The 21591-nt window shown below is 72.3% G+C and carries 16 protein-coding genes; 2 read left to right on the forward strand and 14 right to left on the reverse strand.

Annotated elements, in window-relative coordinates:
- Positions 1–49: 49 nt before the first annotated feature.
- The 9 genes from ACZ52R_RS31485 to ACZ52R_RS31525 form a co-directional block, all read right to left on the reverse strand.
- Positions 50–1399, reverse strand: a complete 1350-nt coding sequence (locus tag ACZ52R_RS31485; protein ID WP_465754560.1) for an acyltransferase domain-containing protein — start codon at positions 1397–1399, stop codon at positions 50–52.
- Between the two features lie 59 nt (positions 1400–1458).
- Entirely contained in the window at positions 1459–2418 is a 960-nt protein-coding gene (locus tag ACZ52R_RS31490; RefSeq protein WP_360493096.1) for a class I SAM-dependent methyltransferase, read from the reverse strand.
- Between the two features lie 31 nt (positions 2419–2449).
- Positions 2450–2866 (reverse strand): aspartate 1-decarboxylase, encoded by a 417-nt coding sequence (gene panD, locus ACZ52R_RS31495; RefSeq protein ID WP_360493574.1) that lies wholly within the window; start codon positions 2864–2866, stop codon positions 2450–2452.
- A gap of 14 nt (positions 2867–2880) precedes the next feature.
- The gene (locus tag ACZ52R_RS31500) at positions 2881–4095 is read right to left on the reverse strand and encodes a cytochrome P450 (RefSeq protein ID WP_360493098.1); all 1215 of its coding nucleotides are present in this window, start codon (positions 4093–4095) and stop codon (positions 2881–2883) included.
- Positions 4095–5381 carry a cytochrome P450 family protein gene (locus ACZ52R_RS31505; RefSeq protein WP_391492864.1) on the reverse strand — a complete coding sequence of 429 codons (1287 nt, stop codon included), beginning with the start codon at positions 5379–5381 and terminating at the stop codon, positions 4095–4097. Before ACZ52R_RS31505 ends, ACZ52R_RS31500 begins: the two co-directional genes overlap by 1 nt.
- Before the next feature lie 104 nt (positions 5382–5485).
- On the reverse strand, positions 5486–8830 hold the full coding sequence (fabD, locus tag ACZ52R_RS31510) for an ACP S-malonyltransferase (protein WP_465664392.1): 3345 nt from the start codon (positions 8828–8830) through the stop codon (positions 5486–5488).
- A gap of 2 nt (positions 8831–8832) precedes the next feature.
- Positions 8833–9834 (reverse strand): methyltransferase, encoded by a 1002-nt coding sequence (locus ACZ52R_RS31515; RefSeq protein WP_360493106.1) that lies wholly within the window; start codon positions 9832–9834, stop codon positions 8833–8835.
- Between the two features lie 26 nt (positions 9835–9860).
- Complete coding sequence (locus ACZ52R_RS31520) at positions 9861–12935, reverse strand: non-ribosomal peptide synthetase (protein WP_465624051.1); 3075 nt, start codon at positions 12933–12935, stop codon at positions 9861–9863.
- Entirely contained in the window at positions 12932–13780 is an 849-nt protein-coding gene (locus ACZ52R_RS31525) for a carbohydrate kinase family protein (protein WP_360493112.1), read from the reverse strand. The genes ACZ52R_RS31520 and ACZ52R_RS31525 overlap by 4 nt, the downstream gene beginning before the upstream one ends.
- A 629-nt stretch (positions 13781–14409) precedes the next feature.
- Here ACZ52R_RS31525 and ACZ52R_RS31530 point away from each other — a divergent pair.
- Positions 14410–14967, forward strand: a complete 558-nt coding sequence (locus ACZ52R_RS31530) for an integrase core domain-containing protein (protein ID WP_465754561.1) — start codon at positions 14410–14412, stop codon at positions 14965–14967.
- Positions 14968–16560: 1593 nt separating this feature from the next.
- Here the strand turns inward: ACZ52R_RS31530 and ACZ52R_RS31535 are convergent.
- Genes ACZ52R_RS31535 through ACZ52R_RS31550 form a run of 4 tightly spaced genes read right to left on the reverse strand, consistent with a single transcriptional unit; the run spans position 16561 to position 20111 of the window.
- Positions 16561–18126, reverse strand: coding sequence for an AAA family ATPase (locus ACZ52R_RS31535; protein WP_033354984.1), 1566 nt, complete (start codon positions 18124–18126; stop codon positions 16561–16563).
- A gap of 58 nt (positions 18127–18184) precedes the next feature.
- Complete coding sequence (locus ACZ52R_RS31540; protein WP_465754562.1) at positions 18185–18742, reverse strand: hypothetical protein; 558 nt, start codon at positions 18740–18742, stop codon at positions 18185–18187.
- A gap of 44 nt (positions 18743–18786) precedes the next feature.
- The gene (locus ACZ52R_RS31545; protein WP_465624057.1) at positions 18787–18972 is read right to left on the reverse strand and encodes a hypothetical protein; all 186 of its coding nucleotides are present in this window, start codon (positions 18970–18972) and stop codon (positions 18787–18789) included.
- The gene (locus ACZ52R_RS31550) at positions 18969–20111 is read right to left on the reverse strand and encodes a hypothetical protein (protein WP_465754563.1); all 1143 of its coding nucleotides are present in this window, start codon (positions 20109–20111) and stop codon (positions 18969–18971) included. The genes ACZ52R_RS31545 and ACZ52R_RS31550 overlap by 4 nt, the downstream gene beginning before the upstream one ends.
- A gap of 85 nt (positions 20112–20196) precedes the next feature.
- Here ACZ52R_RS31550 and ACZ52R_RS31555 point away from each other — a divergent pair, with 85 nt between their 5' ends.
- Positions 20197–20961, forward strand: coding sequence for a hypothetical protein (locus tag ACZ52R_RS31555; RefSeq protein ID WP_465754564.1), 765 nt, complete (start codon positions 20197–20199; stop codon positions 20959–20961).
- Here ACZ52R_RS31555 and ACZ52R_RS31560 read toward each other — a convergent pair.
- A complete protein-coding gene (locus ACZ52R_RS31560) occupies positions 20937–21590 on the reverse strand; it encodes an RES family NAD+ phosphorylase (protein WP_465754565.1) in 654 nt (217 codons plus the stop codon). The genes ACZ52R_RS31555 and ACZ52R_RS31560 overlap by 25 nt on opposite strands.
- Position 21591: the final 1 nt, after the last annotated feature.

Below are 21591 nucleotides of genomic sequence, written 5' to 3' on the forward strand. Positions count from 1 at the left end.
GGGCCTTCCGCCTCTTTCCCCTCCGGGCCCGTCGAGCGGGCCCGGCCCCTCAGATCCCGGCCGGCACCGGCCTCGGCCGGCGCACCGCATCCAGCACGGCCGCCTGGTACGGCGTCAGCGCCGACGCGGACCCGGCGGGCGGGAACAGCGCCGACCAGTCCGGCCGGAACCCGCACTGGTGGAGCGCGCCCAGCGAGTCGAGCACCGAGCGGCGCTCGGCCCGCCGACGGCCGGAGGGCAGCAGGCGACCGGCCCGCTCCCCGTGCTCCAGCGTCTGCCGGATCGGGCTGAGCAGCACCGGGTGGGTGCTGACCTCGACGAACACCTCGTGGCCGGCCGCGTGGAGCCCCTCCACCGCGGCGGCGAGCCGGACCGGCTCCCGCAGGTTGCGCATCCAGTAGCCGGCGCCGAGTTCGGTGCCGGGCACCGGCTCGGCCGTGACCGTCGAGTACATCGGCACCCGCGTCGGAACCGGCCGCAGCGAGCGCAGCGCGGCCCTCAGGTCGTCCCGCAGCTCGTCGACGTAGTGGCTGTGCGAGGCCACCGTGCCCTTGATCACCCGGCAGTAGACGTCCCGCCGCTCCAACTCCTCGACCAGCGCGGCGAGTGAGTCCGCGTCACCGGCCAGGACCGTCGAGCGGGGGCTGTTCTCCCCGGCGACGCTGATCCGGCCGCCGCTGGCCGCGGCCACCGCGTGGGCCTCGGCGGGCGGCAGCTCGGTGGTCGCCAGCGCCCCCTTGCCGACGATCCGCCGCAGCAGTCCGCTGCGCCGGCAGGCGATCATCAGGGTGTCCCGCAGGGACAGCGCCCCGGCGGTGTACGCGGCGGCGATCTCCCCCATGCTGTGGCCGACCACCGCGTCCGGCGTCACGCCCCAGCTGCGCCAGAGCGCCACCAGGGCGATCTGCAGGGACACCATGGTCGGCTGCAGGACGTCGATCTCCCCCAGCCTGGACGCCGTGTTGTCCAGGCCGATCTGCTCCACGACGGAGAAGCCCGCGAACTCCCGGACCTCCCGGTCGCAGCGGTGCAGGGCCTCGCGGAACACCGGTTCGGTGGCGAGCAGTTCGCACCCCATCCCGTACCACTGGGCGCCCTGGCCGGCGAAGACGAACACCAGCCCGGAGGGCCGGTCGGGGGCGGCCTCCGGGAGGCTCCCGCCGCCCTCCGCCGTGCTCGACCCGTCGAGCCGCTCGGAGAGCTGCCCGGCGAGTTCCTCGTACGACTCGACGGCGAAGGCGACCCGGCACGGGCCGGCGGAGCCGGTCGCGGCGTCCCGGCAGTAGTGGGCCAGCGGTGGCAGGTCGCGCCCGTCCAGGATCCGGGCCCGGTGGGCGAACAGCACCGCCCGGAGCCGGTCCCCGGTGTCGGCGGCGACGGCGAACAGCCGTGCGTTCACGTCTCCCTCTCTCGGTCCGGGTGGCGGGGCGCCGGGAGCCGGCGCCCCGCCGGACGGTGTCATCGGCGGACGGCGATCTGGTGGCGGTAGCTCTCCATCGGCAGCCCGCTCATCCACGGGACCACGCCGATCCGGCTGAGCGCCCGGATCGTGGAGTTCGGCTGGTAGCCGGCGAACATGCCGCCGAACATCAGGATCTGGCTGTGCGCCACGATCTGGCGCATCAGCGGGTTGAGCCGCTGGCGCTCCAGCTTCTTGCGGAAGTGGCTGCCCTGCGCCATCCGCCGCCGCACCGCCGCGCGGACCTCGGCGGAGATGTCGTGGTCGGTGGTCCACTCCAGCCCGTCGATCTCCGCGGCGGTCTTGCGCATCGCCGTGTACCGCTGGCGGGTGAACACGTCGATGTGGCTGAGGTGACCGCCCGGGCGCAGCACCCGCTCGACCTCGCGCAGGAACTTGCCGAGGTCGGGGTAGGTGTGCGAGCTCTCGATGTTGACGAGCACGTCCACCGAGGCGTCCTCGAAGGGGAGTTCCTCGGCGTCGCCGTGGACGAACCGCAGGCCGCTCCCCCGGGCGAGGGTGGCGTTGGCCCGGGTGATCGCCCTGGGCGACAGGTCGAGGCCGGTCATCCGGGCCTCGGGGACGATCCTGGAGAGGAAGTTCAGGCCCGCCCCGATGCCGCAGCCGACCTCCAGGACGTCCCGGCCGGCCAGGTCGTCGAGCTCGACCGGGAGGTCGCGCAGGGCGAGGAAGTACAGCTGCTCGCTGAAGCCGTCGGTCCACGGCTCGCCGAACCCGGGCAGCAGGGCCCGGATCTCCTCGGCGATCCTGGCGTCGTACATGCCCCAGTTCCACAGGTCGCCCTCACCGGAGAGGGTGGCGGCCATGTCGTAGATGGTGGCGCTGGCCTTCTTCATCCCGGCGGCCTTCTCGCCCTGGCGGGGCGCGCTGGACTCGTCGAGGTTGATGTCCTTGAGGCCGCTGGTGAAGGCGGTCATGATCTCGGGAGTGGCAGTCATGTGCGTTCTCCGGGAGCCGGGTCGGGGGCGCTCACGCGCTGACGGTGTCGCCGCGGACCAGGCCGAAGCCCTCGGGCACGTCGGCCGGGTCGCCGCCGGTGGTGAGGGGCCGGTTGTCCGCGTCGACGAACACGACGCTGGGTTCGTACGAGCGGGCGCGCTCCTCGGTCATCGAGGCGTAGGCGATGATGATGACCGTGTCGCCGGGGCTGATGAGCCGGGCGGCGGCGCCGTTGATGCCGATGATCCCGCTGTCCGCCTCGCCCTCGATGACGTAGGTGCTCAGGCGGGCGCCGTTGTCGACGTCGACGACGTCGACCTTCTCCCCGGGCCAGAGGTTCGCGGCCTTCATCAGGGTGGCGTCGATGGTGATCGAGCCGACGTAGTGCAGGTCCGCCTGTCGCACCGTCGCTCGGTGGATCTTGGACTTGAGCATTTCGCGGAACAGCATGGTCTCCCCGTTCACCAGGTCACCGGCAGCTCGTGGACGCCGTAGATGATCATCTCCGCGCGGGTGCGGATCTCCTCGGCCGGGACGGCGAGGCGCAGCTCCGGCAGTCGGGCGGCGAGGCGCTCGAAGGCGATCCGCAGCTCCAGCCGGGCGAACTGCTGCCCGACACACTGGTGGATGCCGTAGCCGAAGGCCAGGTGCGGCACCGACTCCCGGGTGATGTCCAGCCGGTCCGGGTCGGCGCAGAGCGCGGGGTCGCGGTTGGCCGCGGCGAGCGACATCGAGACCGCGTCGCCGGCCGCCATCCGGTGCCCGTCGAACTCCAGGTCCTCGCCGGCCGCGCGGATCGAGCCCCCGTGAACGACCGTCAGGTAGCGCAGCAGTTCCTCGACGGCCTTCGGGGCCAGCCCCTCCGGGTCGGCGGCCAGCGCGGCGTACTGCTCCGGGTGTTCGAGCAGCGCGAAGGTCCCCAGGCCGATCATGTTGAGGCTGGTGTCGTAACCGGCGACGAGCAGCACGCTGCCGATCGTGGCGAGTTCCTCGTCGTTGAGCTCGCCCCCCGCGACGAGCGTGCCGAGCATGTCGTCGGCGGGCTCGGCGCGCTTCGTCTGGACCAGCCGGGCCAGCGCGGCGCCGATGTTCTGCCAGCCCGCGATCGCCTCCTCGGCGCTGGAGTGCACGGTGAACAGCGCCTGGATGGCCTTGCCGAACTCCTCGCGCTGGTCGGCCGGCACGCCGAGCAGCTCGCAGATCGCGGCGACGGCCACCGGCTCGGCGAACGCCTCGACCAGGTCGACCGGCCCCCCGTGGGCGACCATCGCGTCGAGGTGGTGGTCCACCAGCTCGGTCATCCACGGTTCCAGCGTCCGGGTGCGGCGGGCCGAGAACCACGAGGCGACCTGGCGCCGGTAGCGGGTGTGCTCCGGCGGGTCCATCGCGGTGAACATGCCCGGCGGGATCGCCATGCGGGAGGAGGCCATCGGCAGCGGGATGGGCGAGCGCAGGATCTCCCCGCGCGAGCTCATCCGGCGCTCCGTCAGCAGTCGGCGGACCTCGTCGTAGCCGGTGACCAGCCAGCCGATGTGCCCGTCCGGGAACACCATCCGGGCGATCGGGTGCTCCGCGCGCAGTTCCGCGAGCCCCACGGCCGGGTCGAAGGGACAACTGCCTCGGCGCATCGGATGGCCGTCGACGGTGGGGATGGGGGTGGGGGTGGCGTCGCTCATCACTTCTCTTCCTCCGGTGACAGCAGCACCGGGAACCGTTGCATGGCCAGCAGGTAGCGCGGCGCGATCTCCGCCGGGTCGACGGCCGGCCGCAGATCGGGGAACCGGTCGAACAGGCTGGTCAGGGCGATCTCGCCCTCGATGAGGGCGAGGCTGCCCCCCAGGCAGTAGTGGGCACCGCGGCCGAAGCCCAGGTGCGGGTTGTGCTCGCGGGTGAGGTCCAGGCGCTCCGGGTGCTCGAACTCCTCCGGGTCGCGGTTGGCGGCCGCCAGCACCACCTGGATGGCCTCGCCCGGCTGCACCGTCACCCCGCCGATCTCGACCGGCTCGGTGGCGAAGCGGCGGAAGGTGTGCTTCACCGGCGCGGTGTGGCGCACCAGTTCGGCCACCGCGCGGTCGCCGATCCCGGGGTTCTCCTTGAACAGCCGCAGCTGGTCGGGGTGCTGGAGGAGGGTGAGGGCGCCGAGCGCGATGAGGTTGCGGACGGTCTCGTGGCCGGCCTGCACCAGGACCATGGCCAGCGCCACCAGCTCGTCGTCGTTCAGCCGCTCGCTGTCGTCCTCCTGCGCCTCGACGAGCTCGGAGATCAGGTCGTCCCTGGGCTCGGCCCGGCGGGCGTCGATCAGCTTGCGGGTCACGTCGGCCATGCCGCGCACGGCCGGGGCGAACTGCTCCGGGTTGGGCCGCAGGGCCTGGGCCAGCGTCTCGCTCCACTCGCGCCACTGCTCGCGGTACTCCTCGTCCACGCCGAGCAGTTCGCAGATGACGATGATGGCCAGCGGGTGGGCGTAGTGCGCGATCAGGTCGGGCTCGGGCTCGGCCGCCAGGCCGTCCAGCAGGCGCTCGGCCACGCGGGCGATCGCCGGGGACAGCGCCTGCATCCGGCGCGCGGACAGCGCCCGGGTGACGAGCCGGCGCACCCGCATGTGGTCGGCGCCGTCCATGGTCAGCAGGGTCGAGTCGAACATGTCGACGATGTCCTCGGGGACGCCCCGGCTGAGCATGCTCTGCCGGTGCGAGTCGCCCGGCGGGCGGCTGCGCAGGGTCGGCTCGCCCAGGACGTTCCTGACGTCCTGGTAGCCGGTGGCCACCCAGATGTCGCTGCCGTCGGCGAACTTGCCGCGGCAGACCGGGCGGGGGGCCGAGAGCCAGCGCTCCCCCGCCGCGGGGTCGGTGATGAACGCCGGGTCGGACAGGTCGAACTCGCTGGCGAGCGGGTCCGGTCCGCTGGTACCGGCGGGTTCGTCGGCGTCGTGCGGGTGCTCGGGCACGGCGGTGTCGGTCATGGGGTCAGCTCGCTCCTCGTTCAGCGTTTCGATCGGGCCGGGGCAGGCGGCCGGGGCGGCGCGGCAGGTCGGACGACCGGCGCGGCGTGGTGGATGGCGGCCGGTCAGGCGGCCGCGGCGGTGTCGGTGCCGACGGCGGCGGCCTCGGCCATCAGGCGGTCGGCCAGTTCGTCGGCGTGGCGGTCCCGCCAGTCGCGCAGCGGGGTGTGCTCCAGCCAGCGGTTGCACGCGCCCAGCGCCGGGCCGCAGGGGATCTGGTAGTCGGCGACCCGGTCCGGTGCGCCCTCGATGGCCCAGGCACTGGCCTGCGCGCAGTACCAGCGGAAGACCAGCGCCATCCGCCGCTTGGGGTCGGTGCCGGGTTCGGCGGCGCGGCCGAGCCGCGCGTACACCTCGTCGAACGGGGCGCCGAGGTAGTCGCGCTCCACCTTGGCGCGCACCGCGGCGGGCACGGCGTCCCAGGAGTCGTGGTTGCGCCACAGGTCGTAGAGCTTGGTCGCCCTGGCGTGGAACAGCACGCCGCGGCGGAACACCCGGGCACGGCCGCCGAGTTCGAACAGGCCGCCGTACGGCGCGAACGCCGTGTCGTGCACGTCGGCCTGCTGCAGCAGGTCCTTGGCCGCCGGGCTGATCCCGCTCTCGGCCGTGCACAGGTTGACCGAGCCGGTGAGGACGAAGTCGGCGCCGAGGACGAAGGCCGCGGCCGCCGACTCCGGTGCGCCGATGCCGCCGCCGGCGCCGATCCGCACGGCCCGCGCGACTCCCCCGAGTTCCGAGCGCAGTCGGCGCAGCGAGGGCAGCAGCGCCCACAGCGCCGCCAGGTCGGAGTGGTCGCCGGCGTCGCCGACCGCGCAGACGTCGTCCGCCAGCGCGACGCGCTCGCCGGCCGCCGCCTCCTCGGCGGTGAGCAGCCCCTCGGCCACCAGCTGCCGCGCGAGCGCGGCGGGCGGCGGCGAGAGGAACAGGCGCGCCGCGTCCGGGCGGGTCACCTTGGCCAGTAGCTTGCGGGGCACGTGGACGGTGCCGTCCGGCAGCACCCGGGCGCCGGTGAGGCGGTGCCGCACCAGGGCGGGCGTCACCTCGACGTGCGTCGCGGCCTCCACGAACCGGACGTCGTGCCGGATCAGCACGTCGACCAGCTCGTCCTCCGCTCCCGGGTCGAAGGGGTCGTGCGTGACGTTGACGCCGAACGGCGCGCCGGCCGGGGTGAGGTCCCGGATCCGGGCCACCGCCGCGCCCACCTCGGCCGCGGGGAGTCCGGCGGCGCCGAAGAAGGAGAGCAGGCCGGCCCGCGCCATCCGGGCGACCAGGTCCACCGAGCCGATGCCGAGGCGCATCCCGCCCGCGGCGTAGGCGAGGCGGACCCCGTAGTCACGGCGGAAGGCCGCCGACCCCAGCTCCCCGGGGCCCCGGACGGCCTGCGCCGTCGCGGCCGGCAGCCCTGCGGCCCGGTCGTCCGCGGTCGGAAGCCCCGCGGCCGGGAACCCCGTGCTCGGGAGCCCTGCCGCCGGGAACCCCGCGGCCGAGAGCTCCGCGGCCGGGAGCGGGGTGGCCTCGGTCCGGATCCGGTCGATCAGCTTGGTCAGCACCTGCCCGGGGCCGAGCTCCCGCACCCGGAACCCGCCCAGAGCCATGAGCAGCCGGATGCTGTCCGTCCAGCGGACCGGCGAGACGATCTGCCGGCGGAGCGTGGCGGCCACCTCGCCCGCCCGGTAGGGCCTGGCCTCGACGTTGCCGATCACCGGGATCTTGGGCGCGGCGAAGGTGGTGGCGTCCAGCAGCCGTCCGAACTCCTCGGCGGCCCGCGCCATGTAGCGGCTGTGGAACGGCGCGCTGACGTTGAGCGGTGCGCAGCGGGCGCCCGCCTCCTTCAGCAGCGGCAGCGCCCGGTTGACGGCCTCCACCGGGCCGGCGATCACCGTCTGGGTGGGCGCGTTGTCGTTGGCGAGGTCGAGTTCGTCGAGGGCGTGGTCCCGGAGCACCTGCCGGACGAGCCCGGCGTCGACGCCGGAGACCGCGGCCATCGTGCCGCCGGTGACCTCGCCCATCAGCCGGCCGCGCTCGGCGACCAGTCGCAGCCCGGTCTCGAAGTCGTACACCCCCGCGGCGAACAGGGCGACGAACTCCCCGAGGCTGTGGCCGAGGACGTAGTCGGGCAGCCGGCCGCCCTCCTGCACGGCCGCCAGCCAGGTGAGCGCGTTGACGACGTACAGCGCGGGCTGGGTGTAGCGGGTGTCGCGCAGGTTGCGGCCCGGGTCCTCCAGGCACAGTTCACGGACGGAGTAGCCGAGCACGGCGTCGGCCCGGGCCACCAGGTCGGGGAACCGGTCGAACACCTCCCGGCCCATGCCCTTGGCCTGCGCTCCCTGTCCGGGGAAGACCCAGACGTCGAGTGTCCCCGGGTCGGCGTCGAGCGGCTTCGCGTCGCCGGCGGGTCGGGCGGGCACTGCCGTCGGAGCGGTCACGGGTGTCACCTCGGTTCGTCGTGCGGGGGTGGCGAGCGCGGGGCGTGTGTCGAGCACGGCCCGGTGGAGCACCTCCTCGCGGGCGTACGGGGACAGCAGCGGCATGACCCGGGACGAGCTGCCCTTCGGCAGGGCCGCGCGCACCAGGTTGGCCATCGAGCCGGACGGACCGAGGTCCAGGAAGAGCAGGTCGTCCCGGGCCAGCAGCGGGCCGAGCGCCCTCGTCAGGTCGAACGGGTCGCGCAGCACCCGCCACAGGTGGGTCGGGTCGATCATCTGCACGGCCGTCCCGGTGGTTCCGGAGATCAGCGGCGTCGTCGCGGGCCTGGTGGTCAGCGAGCCGACCAGGTCCTTGAAGGCGCCCTCCATCGGGTCGATCAGCGGTGAGTGGAAGGGGTAGAGCACGGGCAGCCGCTGGCAGAGCGTGCCGGAGGCCTGGAGGTGGCGCTCGATCCGGTCCAGCTCCCCGGCCGTCGAGGCGAGGACGAAGTTCTCCGGCGAGTTCACCGCGGCCACGTGCGCCCGGGCGAGGACGGGGTCCCGTCGGGCGAGGCCGACGTCGGCGAGCACCGCGAGCATGCCCCCGCGGGGGCACTCCGCCTCGAAGAGCTCCACCTGCCGCAGCAGGGAGGTCAGGCACTCCTCGGGGTCGACGATGCCGGCCACCGCGGCCGCCGCGACCTCGCCCAGACTGGCGCCTAGCACCGCCGCCGGCTCGAAGCCGTACGAGCGCAGCATCCGCGCCAGGGCGTACTCGACCATGAAGATGGCCGGCTGGGTCAGCGACAGCCGCGTCATCGGCCGCTCGGGCCCGTGGTCGCCGCCGTGGATGGCGGCGACCACGGAGTCGCCCCGGGTGTCGCGGACGACGGCGTCCAGGGAGTCGAGGGTGTCCCGGAACACGGCGTCGGCCCCGTAGAGCCACTTGCCCATGCCGTGGTACTGGGAGCCCTGACCCGCGAAGAGGAAGACCGGTGTGAGCATGGTCAGGAGGCGCGCAGGGCGGCTTCGAGGACCTTGTGACCGGTGGGCAGCTGGGTCACCGACTCGACGGTGAAGCCGCCCTCCTCCAGGGCCCGGCGCATCGCCGGCTCGTCCAGGCCGAGGGTGCCCTCGTCGCACGCCACCGCCTGGAACATCGCGCGCCAGCCGTCGATGTCGTTCTCCACCAGCGGCTCCAGCACGAGCAGCCGGGCGTCGGCCGGGCTCTCGGCCATCGCGGTGGCGATGGTCCGCAGGATGCGCACGCAGTTGTCGTACGTCCAGTCGTGCAGCACGTTCTTCAGCAGGTAGCGGTCGGCCCCGGCGGGGACGGACGCGAAGAAGTCGCTCGGCACGTAGCTGATCCGGTCGAGCACCTCCTGGTCGCGGACCCGGCCGAGGGCGGCCGTGCCGCGGCTGCAGACGCTGGCCCGGTCGGCGACGACGCCGTTGAGCCCGGGGTTGGCGGCGAGGATGCCCGGGAGCAGGCCGCCGCTGCCGCCGCCGACGTCGACGACGGTCTTGGCACCGGTGAAGTCGTGCTGCTGGACCAGGCAGTGGGCGACCGGCGCGGCCAGGTCGATCATGCCCTGGTCGAACAGCTCGGCGGTCTCCGGGTGGGTCTCCAGGTACTCGTACAGCGACTCCCCGAACACCTCCTGGAAGCCGGAGCGGCCGGTCTTGACGGTGTGCATCAGGCCGGCGAAGGCGTCGTCGTACAGCTCGGCGGAGAGGATCGCGAAGTGGCGCTGGGTGAACGGGTGGTCGGCCCGCAGCGGCGCGTAGGCCTCGGCGAGCCTGAACTTCTCGCCGTCGCGCTCCAGGATGCCCGGCACGGTGAGCATCTGCAGCAGGCGGTACAGCACGTCGGGGTCGGTCTCGGTGCGCTCGGCCAGCTCGGCCGCGGTCATCGACCCGTCGGCGAGGATGTCCGCGATCTCCAGTCGGGCGGCGACGGCCAGCGCGCGGGCGAACCAGCCGCTGACGGCCAGCTTGAGGATCTCCATGGGTTTGTGGCTCCTTCGAGGTCCGGTCAGGCGGTCCGGCGCAGCCGGTCGACCAGCGCGGAGGGGGTCGGGTTTTCGAACATGTCGGTGAGGGCGAGCCGGACGCCGGTGAGGTCCCGGATCCGCTGGGCGAGCACGACCGCCAGCAGCGAGTGCCCGCCGTTGGCGAAGAAGTTCGCCCCGGCGTGCAGGTCCTGACGCTCCAGCAGCTCGGCGAAGAGCGCGGTGATCGTCCCGGTCAGCTCGTCGTCCGTGGCCGCGGCGGGGCCGGCGGCGGCCGGGCCCTGGTCCTGCGCCGCGAGGGCCGCGAGGGCCAGGTAGTCGACCTTGTCGCTGCCGGTGCGCGGGAAGGCGTCCACCGCGACGAACCGGTGCGGGATCACCGAGCGCGGGAGCAACTTGTGTGCGTGGTCCCAGAGTTCGTCGACGGCCTCGGGCCGGTTGGGCACCCGGACGAACGCCGCCAGCGAGCCGTCCGCCCCGGGGTCTCCGACGACGACCACGGCCGCCGCCTCGACGTCGGGATGGCCGACCAGCACGGCCTCCACCTCGGCCAGTTCCACGCGGTTGCCGCGCAGCTTGACCTGGCGGTCGGTCCGGCCGTACAGGTCGATCCGGCCGTCCGGGCGCCAGCGGCCGACGTCCCCGGAGCGGTGGAAGCGGCCGTACTCGGCGTTCTCGCCGAAGCGCTCGCCGGTCAGCTCGGGCCGCCGGTGGTAGCCCTCGGCGACGCCGATCCCGGCCACGCAGAGCTCGCCACGCAGACCGATCGGCAGCGGGCGGCCGTGCGGGTCGGCGATGAAGATCCGGGTGTTGGCGACGGGCGCGCCGACGTCCACCCGGCCGGTGCGGTCGGCGGTCATCCGGCCGGCCGTCGCCCAGATCGTGCTCTCGGTCGGGCCGTAGACGTTCCAGAGGTCGGCGCCGGCCGCGAGCAGCGTGTCGGCCAGTTCGGCGGGCAGCGGCTCGCCGCCGGTCAGGATGGTCCGGCCGGCCGTCAGGTCGGCGTCCTCCCGTACGACCAGCCGCCAGGTGGTCGGGGTGGCCTGGAGGAAGCCGATGTCGTGGGCGGTGACGGCCGCCGCGAGGAGGGCGCCGTCGGTGCGCGCCTCGTCGGGGAGCACCACGGTGTGGCCGCCGTGCAGCAGCGGCATCATCAGTTCCAGCGAGGACGTGTCGAAGCTGTACGTGCTCAGCCAGCCGGTCGGCCGGGGGGATCCGGCCACGCCGAACCGCTCGGCGTAGTCGACGATGTGGTTGACCAGGCTGCGGTGCGGGATCGGGATGCCCTTGGGGCGGCCGGTCGAGCCCGAGGTGTAGATCAGGTAGGCCAGGTCGTCGGGCCCGACGGTCACCGCGGCCGGGTCGACCGGCACCTCGGGGGCCGTGGCGCAGTCGGGCGCGGCCACCGCGCGGGGGCCGTCCGGCGCGGTGATCCCCGCGCCGACGATCACGGTGCGGGCGCCCGCGTCGTCGAGCTGGTGGGCCAGCCGCTCCTCGGGGTGGTTCGGGTCGAGCGGCAGGTAGGCCGCGCCCGCGAGCCAGGTGCCGAACACCGCGGCCGCGAGGGCCGCGCCGCGCGGCAGCAGCAGGGCGACGACGTCGCCGCGCCGCACGCCGGCCTCGGTCAGCCGGGCGGCCGTGTCGACGGCGGCCGACCACAGCGCGCCGTACGTCACCGCGCTGTCGCCGTCCCGGACGGCCAGGGCCTTCGGCTCGGCGGCGGCGCGCCGGGCGAAGCCCGCGAGCACCGACGGCGGTTCGACGGCGCGGTCGGTCGCGTTGGCGGCGTCGATGACCGCGTGGTCCCGCTCCGACCAGGTCGGCAGCGAGGCGATCGGCGCGTCCGGTTCGGCGCCCACCGCGACCAGCAGGGCGTCGTACCGGCTGACCATCAGTTCGACGTCGGATCGATCCAGCACACCGGTGTAGAACACCGCGCGCACGGTGGCCTTGTCCTTGCTGGCGGAAACGAAGAATTCGAGGTCGAACTGGCTGAAGCCGTTCTCCACGACGACGAGCTCGGCGTCGGTTCCGGCAATCGTGAAAGCGCGCTGGTCCTCGACGTAGGGAACGTAGTTGAAAACGTGCTTGAACAGCACGTTGCGCCAACCGGAACCGTCCCGTTCGACGACGTCGAGCAGATCGTCGGCGGACACGTCCTGGTGGGCCATCGCCTCCAGGAAGGTACGACGGGCCAGTGCCGCGAGATCCCGGAAACTCGCCTCCCGGTCGAGCATCAGGCGCAGCGTGACCAGGTTGCTGTGGTAGCCGATCGCGTCCATCGCCTCCCGGGTGCGGGAGTTCACCGGCGAACCGATGGTCAGGTCCGGGCCGGCGCCGTGCGCGGCGAGGAGCACCGCGTAGGCGGTGAGCAGGACCACCGACTCCGGGGCCCGCAGCTCCCGCTGCAGGCGGCGCACCACCGCGTGGGCCTCGGGCGACAGCACGTGGGTGACCTCGTCGCCCCGCAGCGTGGTGACCGGCTGCTCGGCACGCTCGCACCACAGCTCCAGCCCGGAGGACCGGAACCCGGCCATGGTCTGCGCCCAGTAGCGGCGGCTCTTCTCCGACGCCTCGGGCTCGTGCCAGGCGGGCACCTCGACGGGCTCGGGGTGCCCGCCGGCGAGCACCGCCTCGTACAGGGTGACGAACTCGGCGCGCAGGATCGCCGTGGACTGGACGTCCGACACGGCGTGGTGCAGGGCCAGGCAGTACACGTCGTGGTCCGGGCCGTGCAGCAGCAGGGCCCGCACCAGCGGGCTGCCGTCCGCGAGGAAGGGGCGGGCGACGAAGGCGGTCAGGGCGGCGAGTTCCTCGCCCTCACCGAGGTCGGCCTCCTCCAGGTCGACGGCCAGGGAGGCCGGGACGGACCTGGTGAGCTCGGCGTCCTTGCGGTGGAAGACCGTCCGCAGCACCTCGAAGCGCTCCAGCAGGAGCTGGGTGGCCTTCGCCGCCGCGGCGGCGTCGAGGCGGCCGTGCACCCGCAGGCCGAGCGACAGGTTGTTGGCACCACTGCCCGGGACCAGCTCGTCGAGCAGCCACAGGGTGGTCTCCTTGCGGGACGCGCGAACGGCCCCGCCCGGTATGTCGGGGCTCACGCGCCGCCCTCCGGCCGGGCGGCCAGCAGGCCGGCCACGGTCTCGGCGACGGCGGGGGTGCGCAGGAGGTCGCGGTGCTCGACCTCGAAGCGGTGCTCGTCCGCGATGACGATGGGCGCCACGCCCGGCGTGGTGCGCATCCGGTTCAGGCCGCTGCGCTCGCTGCCGGAGGTGACCACCGTGGCGCGAGCCCAGCCCGGCCGCGGGTCGAGGCCGGAGGCGGCGCACAGGTAGGCCATGAACGAGCCGACCATGGCGACCAGTTCGTCGGCGTAGTCCTCGGCCAGCCCGGCCCGGAGCAGGGCGCCCCGGCCGATCGGCGTGAACACCGAGTACAGCTCGGCCGCGAACTCGGCCGGCTCGATGCCGGGCTTGGCGGCGAGCAGTTCCGCCGTCCCGGACAGGTTGGCGATCTCCTCCTCGGTCAGGATGGTCGTCATGTTGCCGACCACCCGCCCGAACTGGAGGTGGGCGGTGGGCACGTCGACCAGCTCGGGGTCGAACACGATCACCGCGGGGGCGACGGCCTGGCGCTCGGCGACCTTCTCGGCCAGGGCGCCCGCGAACACCGAGCCCGCGCAGTAGCCCATGACCGCCCGGACCGTCCGTCCGGACGCCTCGATCTCGGAGAGCCAGCCCTCCAGGTACTCGTCCGGCGAGGCGCCGGTCTCGGGGGCGCGGACCGGCGCGACCGTCTGCCAGAGCGAGAAGTCCGGATTCAGACCGGGCGCCAGCTCGGCGAACCCGCCCTCGTTGCGGCCGGTCACCGGGAAATCGGCGGCGAGCACGATATCGGCGTCACTTCCGGCGTCGAAGACGACGTTCCACACGGCAGGGTTGGGCATATTGACTCCCCCGATTGTCAACGATGAGTTGCCGGGTAATTTTCACGGGCCTGACGAGGCCTCACCGGCCCGGGCCACCCCGGATACTAGATCCAGCTGATCATCCTGTCCACATCAATCGATCAAGACCAATCACGCCTGATCATGATGCGCCTTACGCGACTTTGAGCCAGGGGGGAGGGTTTCAGACACACGCGACAAGATCGCCATTACCCAGAAATCCGGCATGCCAAACATTCCCTTGCCGAGAAAGTGCGCGAAATTCCCGGAAAATCGGCGGAAATCCAGTGGATCACACCCCCGATTCCGCCCCAAACGCCCCCCGCGGAGGGGCATCGCGCCACCGGGAACTGTCCGAAAGTCTTCGCACCGGCCCCCACCGCGCCGACGGCGCCCGCCAGGGGCCCGGAGCCCACCGCCGGCATCCGCCGCAGCGCCAGAGTTGACGGGACATCACGAGCGGTATCGCCCCGTCGGAGACCTCATCTGACACGACGTCCGCTGGTCATCACGCCCGACACTGCGGGTGCCGATACATCATCCGCGCAGGTCGCGGCCTTGATCGTCGATATTCGGATCCGCTCGGCGCTTCCCCGGCATCTTCACCTGCACAGGGCACCAGCGGCATCATGATCTGTCGTGCTGCTGCGTCTGGCCAGCTACGGCACCTCTTACTGCTGGTCCGCCCGGACACGGTCCCGCGGTGGCACCGCGACCTGCTCAAGCGGCGCCATGCCGCGACCTGCGCACCGAGGCGTCGCGGGCGCCCGCCCACCGTCCGCTCCATCCGCGCCAGGGCCAGATTCCTGATCCGCGACCGCGACCGCGACCGCGACGTCAAGTTCACCGCCGCCTTCGACGCCCTGCTGACCGACGCCGGACTCACTGTTGTCACCACCGGCATCCGGATACCGCGAATGAACTCCGTCATGGAGCGCTGGATACAGACCTGCCGCAGGGAGCCCCTGGACCGCACTTCGATCTGGCACCAACGCCACCTCCTCCACGCGCTCCGCGAGTTCGAGACCCACGACAACGAGCACCGGCCCCACCGAGCACTGAAGCAAGCCGCGCCGCTCCGTCCCCTACCCGACCCGATCGACGTGCCAGCGCAGATCAGGCACCTTCAGATCCGCCGACGAGACCGACCCGGAGGAACCCCGCAGGAGTACCGACATGCCGCGTGAGCAGGCCGGATGATTTATCGGCCCCCGCACCCGCCGGAGACCCCCGGTCGCCACCTGAGGTTCGTGCGCTGACCTGCTCTCAGAAACGGCAAAAGCCCCGCTGGCCTGGACCTTCGTCCAGTCAGCGGGGCTCCGACATCACTGTCGGGACGACAGGATTTGAACCTGCGACCCCTTGACCCCCAGCCAAGGGGTCGACTTAGCGTCGAAAGCCGAGACCCTGAGGTGTCGGTCTTTCTTGTTATTCAACTACCATGAGATACAGGTGAGTTGTGACTTCTCAATGGAAGCGGCGCCGCGAGCTGCTGACCGTGGCTCAGCGTTTACTTTGCGCATAAGTGTCCGTTTCGGATCATCAGCGTCCATGGGCGCTCATCTGGCGTGGTCCCAAAATGCTCCCCAGGCCACCCACCCCGCCGCAGGTACTGCCTGTAACCGAAATCTGTCGGGCTTTCAGAAGGCGGCGTCACGCCAGCCCGACTGCCCCTGCGCCGGTGCCGCCCACTGGCCCACGGGGCCGGGCCTGCGGGCGGATCATGGTCGCCTGCCCACTGGTCATGGATGGTGATCTTCCGAGCGCGTCTTGAGCGTGTCTTCGCCGGTTGATTCTGATGTGCTTCGCGCACCGCCCAACGCGCTCTGCCGCCACACCCGACACGACAGCCGCTGTTGCCCGGAGGCACCACTCAGTCCGAGAGAAGGGGAAACTCATGGGACAGCGTGCGCAGCGTGGTCGGGTGTACCAGCGGTGTGGTTGTACGGGCGGATCCGGGAGGCAGTTGAGGCCGTGGTGTCCGAGGCTGGCCGGGGATCTGAAGCACGGCAAGTGGACGTACTGTGCCGAACTTGCCCCCGAGGACGGGAACCGGAAGACCCGCCGGCGCGGGGGTCGCCACCCGCGCCGAGGCGGCCCGGGAGATGAAGGCGGTGCTGGACGGTGAGCCGCGCGGGGTGTACGAAGACCGGCGCATCACGGTGGCGAGTTCCTGCGGGAGTGGCTGGTGGCGAGGAAGGAGGAGCTCGCGCTGACGACCTACGCCGGGTACGAGGACTGCGTCGAGCGGGATCTCATCCTCGCCTTCGGCCGACTGGCTGAGCGACCTGTTCGAGGTCATGCACCCCGCCCGTCACGGTCGGTGAGGGCGTCTTCGCCCGTACCTTCCACACGCTCCAACAGCTGATGCAGTACATGTTCTACATGGACCTGTACAGCGGGTCGCGCCCCCGCCGTTCCCGTCGGGCCCCGACGGCTGACGGAAACCAAGCCGGGGCCGAGGAGCGTCGGTCCGTAAAGTTGCTCAACGGTGCAGGCGCCCAGCGCAGTCTGGCCCGCAGCAACCCGCTGGCCTTGCTCGCCGCCTGCCGTTCCTCGGGAGCCTCCCCGGACTTCACCCCAGATGACGGGATGGGCCCAGAAGTTCCTCGCAGCCGGCGCCGGTGCCTTCATCGGCACGCTGCGGGCGGTGCGCAGCGACAAGGCCACTTCCTGGCTATGACACCGCATCCTCCTCGCCTGAATCACAAACGGTTACCACCGATTACGAGACGGAGCCTTTCAAAGTACAGACCCCTGGCGCACGCATGGGCGGTCGGTTACTCGCCCATGAAGACGACGCGGCGGGGTGTACCGGAGGTGCCGGACGTCGTGGTGGTCGTGGTGCGGCCGGCCGGGACGGCTCGGTCGCGGCCCCAGGTGCGGATCTCCTCGATCTGTTCGGGGTTGGTCCGGCTGAGCGGCGTGGTGTTGGCGAAGGTGTCGAGCACGAACGACGGGAGCAGCTTGGCGGCTCCGCCGTTGAGGTGTACCTCGGCGCCGACCTCGTGGAGGGCGGCTTCGATGTCGGAGCCGGCGAATCCCTCGGAGAGGTCGACGAGGCGGTCCACCTGGTTCGGGTCGGGCTCGACCTTGACGTACTTGCGGTAGTAGAGATCGATGATCTCCTTGCGGTCCTGTGCGTCGGGGAGGTCGACGAAGAAGAGTTCGTCGAAGCGACCCTTGCGGAGGAGCTCGGGCGGGAGGCTGCGGACGTCGTTTGCGGTGGCGACGACGAACGCGCGGGAGTCCGACTCCTGGAGCCAGAAGAGGAACTGGCCGATGATGCGCTGCGGCACGCCGGACATGTCGTGGCTGCCGGCCAGCCCCTTCTCGATCTCGTCGATCCACAGGATGCACGGCGCCACCCGGTCGGCGGTCTCCAGCGCTTCCCGCATCCGGCCCTCGGACTCGCCGAGGTACTTGCCGTGGATGCTCGCCATGTCGAGTCGGTAGAGCGGAAGTTGCCACTGCGAGGCGATGGCCTTGGCGGACAGCGACTTGCCGCAGCCGGGCACGCCGACCAGCAGCACGCCGCGCGGCGGCCGCAGGTCGGTGCCGCGCAGATCAGCGTGCATCAGTTCGTGCTTGCGCTGGAGCCATCCCCGCAGGCTGCTCAGGCCCCCGACGGAGTAGTCCGATGCCTTGAGCTGGACCCGCTCGAGGCCGGCGAGGTCGCTGAAGATCCGGTCCTTGGCCCGGGCCAGCGCGAGGACGTCGTCGCGCTGGACCGATCCCTTGGCGACGATGGTGGCCATCAGGTTGACCGCTTCGGCCTCGGTCACGCCGAGCAGAAACTCCGAGGCGCGGCGCGCGTCGTCCTCGTTCCATTCGATCGGCACCACGCCGTGGTGGTCGTCGAGGAAGCTCTTGATGGTGCCGTACATCTCGTCTGCGTCCGGCAGTTCGAGCTGCAGGCTCATGCCGAGCCGTTGCAGTCCGCTCCAGATCGGGCTGTCGGTGATCAAGACGATGCTGCCGGCGTTGGCGTCGGCCAGCCGGGCGAGTTCGGCGACGTGCCGGGTGAAGTGGGTGTCGGTCTCCAGCCCGTCCGGGTCGACCAGGATCAGGGTGGCCTGCGGGCGGCTGGTGAACTGGGCGGCGGCGAACTCCATGGCACCGGTCAGGGAGCGGTCGTCCTGGACGGTGGCGTTGGAGCGCAGGTCGCGCAGGCCGGTGGCCCTGGTGTAGATCCAGAACGGCTGGCTGCTACGGCGCGACCGGGTCGCCACCTCCTTCACCAGCCGCAGCGCCCGCTGCTGCTCGATGGTACGCAGGCCGATCACCGGTACTCGGGCAGTGAGGTAGTTGTCGAGGTCGTCTCGGCTCTCGGCGTAGTTGGACATCTGGGCCTCGGGTCTCGGTTCGGCGGGACGGCGGTAGGACGGCGGGTCGAAGACGCGGTCAGCCCGGCACGATGCGGCGGCGCGGCCCGTCGGCGGGGTCGTAGGACCAGCCGCCCGGGTCGGCCGGGGGCGTGGCGGTGATGACGGCGGTGAGCGGGTTGTCGCGCAGGGTGCGGCGGCGGGCGTCGACGGCCTGTCGGTCGTGCTCGCGCGACGCCCGGCGCTCCAGCTCGCGTTCCAAGTCCTGCTGGGCCCGGCGGGTCTGCTCGTCGATGATCGCGGTCAGCTTCTCCTTCAGGTCGGCCGGGAGCTGCGGGTGGCCGGCGAGCACCCGGATCCGGTGCAGCCCGGTGCGTGCCTGGGTGAGGGCGCGGCCCGCGGCGAACTCGTCGTCGGCCGCGTTGACAGCCGCGACGAGCGCGTCCGCCCATGCCTGGAGGCGCTGTTGGAGCGCTTCCCTGATCCGCGCCCCGAGCCGCTGCCAGGTGTCCTCGGGGAAGTCGGTGGGCGTGAGTGCGGGCAGGCCGGTGTCGTCGACCGGCTCGCCCGCCGACCAGCGTTCCAGGAAGTCGGCCCAGGCGTGGTACGGGCCGCCGAGTGGTCCGGGTGTTCGCACTGCCTGCTGCCTGGCCAGTGTCACGCGCCGCCGCCAGGCCGGTGTCACAGCCCGCTTCCGGGGCGGCGCACCGTCACCTCGCCGGGCGGCAGCGGTTCCCAGTCCGGCAGGCCCTCGACGATCCGGCGCAGCCGACTGGTGGCCCGCTCCGTGGTGGGCTTGGGGCTGGCCGCCCACGGGGAGGCGGCGGGGCGACGCGGTGGTGGCGGGGCGGGGTAGGGCGTGGTCATGGCGTTCCTCCGGACTGCGGCGTGGCGGCGGCGGGTCGGACGGTGCGCCCGTCGAACGGGCTGTGGGCGTGGCCGGCGGCGGCCAGTGAGCCGATGAACTCGCGGGTCCGGGTCTCCACCTGGTCCGCGTTCCGGTAGGCGGTCTTCCAGTCCGTGTACTCGGCGCAGGCGCCGCGCAGTTGGTGGATGGAGTCGTTCTTGGCGCGCGCCAGCAGCTGCTTGGCCGATTCCATGGCCTTCCGGGCGGCCTGGGAGCGGGTGTACAGCACCAGTCCGCAGATACTGCCGGCCAGGACGGCCAGGCCGAGGGCGACCGCGATGCTCATCGGGCCGACGACGAACAGCAGCAGCGCGATCGCGCCGCCGAGCATGACCAGTTGGCGCGTCAGCGGGTAGGCCAGCGAGGCCAGGAAGGGGGCAGTGTGCTGGTCCCAGTGCTGGGCGAGCGACTGTTCCAGGGCTGGGAGCGGGGTGTTGAACGAACCCGCCCACTGCGGCAGGTTGAAGACCTGGGCCCCGAAGGTGTGGCTGGTGGCGAACACCGCGTGGACGTCCGGCGGTTCGGCCATCCGGTAGTCCCGGCTGAAGCCGGCGTGGGCCTGCGCGAACCACTCGTGGCAGGCGGCGACGGCGAGCCGCTGGGTGGAGGCCGAAGCACCAATGGCCGAGGGGTTGAGCGCCGCGGTGGACTGGATGGTGAGGTAGTCGAGCGTCTCCTCCAGCGAAGCGGAGTCCACGTCCACGGCGTGCCTCGCGGCGTCCAGGTCGCCGTCGCACGCCACCACCGCCTGGTTGAACGCCAGGTCGCGGCGGAGCGGCAGCTCCTCGTTGTCGTACTCCGAGACCAACCGGTCCAGGATGTCGTCGATGGCGTCCTCGAGCCGCTCGGACGGGACGGACTCGCCCGCCATCATCGCGGTGTACTTGGCGAAGATCGCCTGCTGGGCCCGGGCCGAGGCGAGTACGGCGTCCAACTGCGGCCACTGCGGGGACACCTGCGAGAGCCGGGGGAACTCGCCGGCGGCCGACGGCGCGCGCAGGCTGTCGAGCTCCGCACGCCACCGGCGTACCTGGGCGGCCCGGGCCTCGTCGTCGCCGAGCAGGGTCTCGCGCCACCGCCCGAGCGTCTCGTGCAGCATCTCGCGGCTCGCCCGCCTCGACCAGCGCTCGGCCGAACTGGGTCCGGGCCTCCGTCAGCATTTCCCGGTCCCGGGCGCGCTGGCCGTGCACCATCTGGGCGGTGGCGAGTCCGTAGCGCAGCAGCGGGACGTCGCTGTCCGGCGTGGCCGCCTCGAGAGCCGCGCGGAAATGCCGGACGGAGGCCTGCGCGTCGGGCAGGTCACCGCCGGTCCGGTACCGCTCGTGGTGCAGTGCACCGGCCTCCCCGTGCAGTTCGGCGGCCTCCGGGCTGCCGGGTGCGTGGTCGTCGAGCGCGGCGTCGTACCGGCGCAGCGCCTCGGAGAGCAGAGCCGCCCGTTGCGGGGCGGGCCGGTCGTCGGCCTGCACCCACCGCAACCGGGCGAGCCGGGCCACCAGGTACCTGCCGAGCATCCTGAGGTGCTCGAACGACGACCCGGCGACCGGTTCGGCCAGGCCGTCGACCAGCAACGCCCAGGCCCGGTCGAGCAGTTCGGGTTGCGGCCAGCCGTCGTACCGGAACAGCAGCACGCGAGCGCGGAGGATCCGCCAGGCGTCCCAGATCTCCTCGTCGTCGATCCCCTCGTCGCCGGGCCGGGCGAAGGCCCGCTCGAACGCCTCGTCCGCCAGGTCCAGGTCCTCCGGGCGTGCCTGCCGCAGGAAGAGCTGGTAGCTGAAGTCCCCGGCGACCGCCCACGCCGTCGGCACCTGTGGGTCGTCCGCCCGCAGACCTGCCAGCTGCTCCAGCAACTCGTCCCGCTCGGCGCGCAGTTCGTCGTCGGAGACCTCGTCTGGGTCCGGGTCCGGGTCCATCGCCCGCTCCGGCGTCACGGGGCGATCCTCGTGTGGTAGGGCTCCAGCAAGGAGTTGAGCCGCCTCTCCCCCTCGGCGGTGTCGAAGTCGACCGGCGGGACGCCCGTCTCCTCGATCACGTCCGGCACGCAGCGGTCACCGAACAGGACCACCACCCGGTCGCCGGGCTCACGCTTGGACGGCCAGAGGAAGCCCTGCGCCCACAGGTCGGTGTGCTCACGGATCCAATGACCCCAGTCACGGGTGAACGGGTACTCGTTGGCCTCCGCCTGGACAAGCCAGGAGTCCTGGGCGACACTCGCCAGCTCCCGGCCGGTCACCAGGGACACCACGTCCAGCTCTGCGGCCAGCCGCAGGAAGGACAGCCGGCGGCCGCGCATCGCGACCCTCGGCACCAGCCGCGGCGTCCCGCCCGGATCGAACGGAACCGACCGCAGCAGCGACTCGCACACCGCCGACTCCGCGGTGAGCCCGGCGTAGAGATAGCCGAACGGGTCGCACCTGGTCGCGTCGAAACGGCCGCCGCCGTAGAGGCAGTGGGCGGGTACGGGATTGAACGCGGTCGCCGGGTGGCGGGCCGCGTGCAGCCGGTACAGCGGGGTGCCGGCCGGCAGGGTCAGCTTGGCGGGCGTACCCGGCAGCACCCGCGGGGGCCTGGTGTTCGCCATC

This window comes from Kitasatospora sp. NPDC034023, assembly GCF_055575795.1.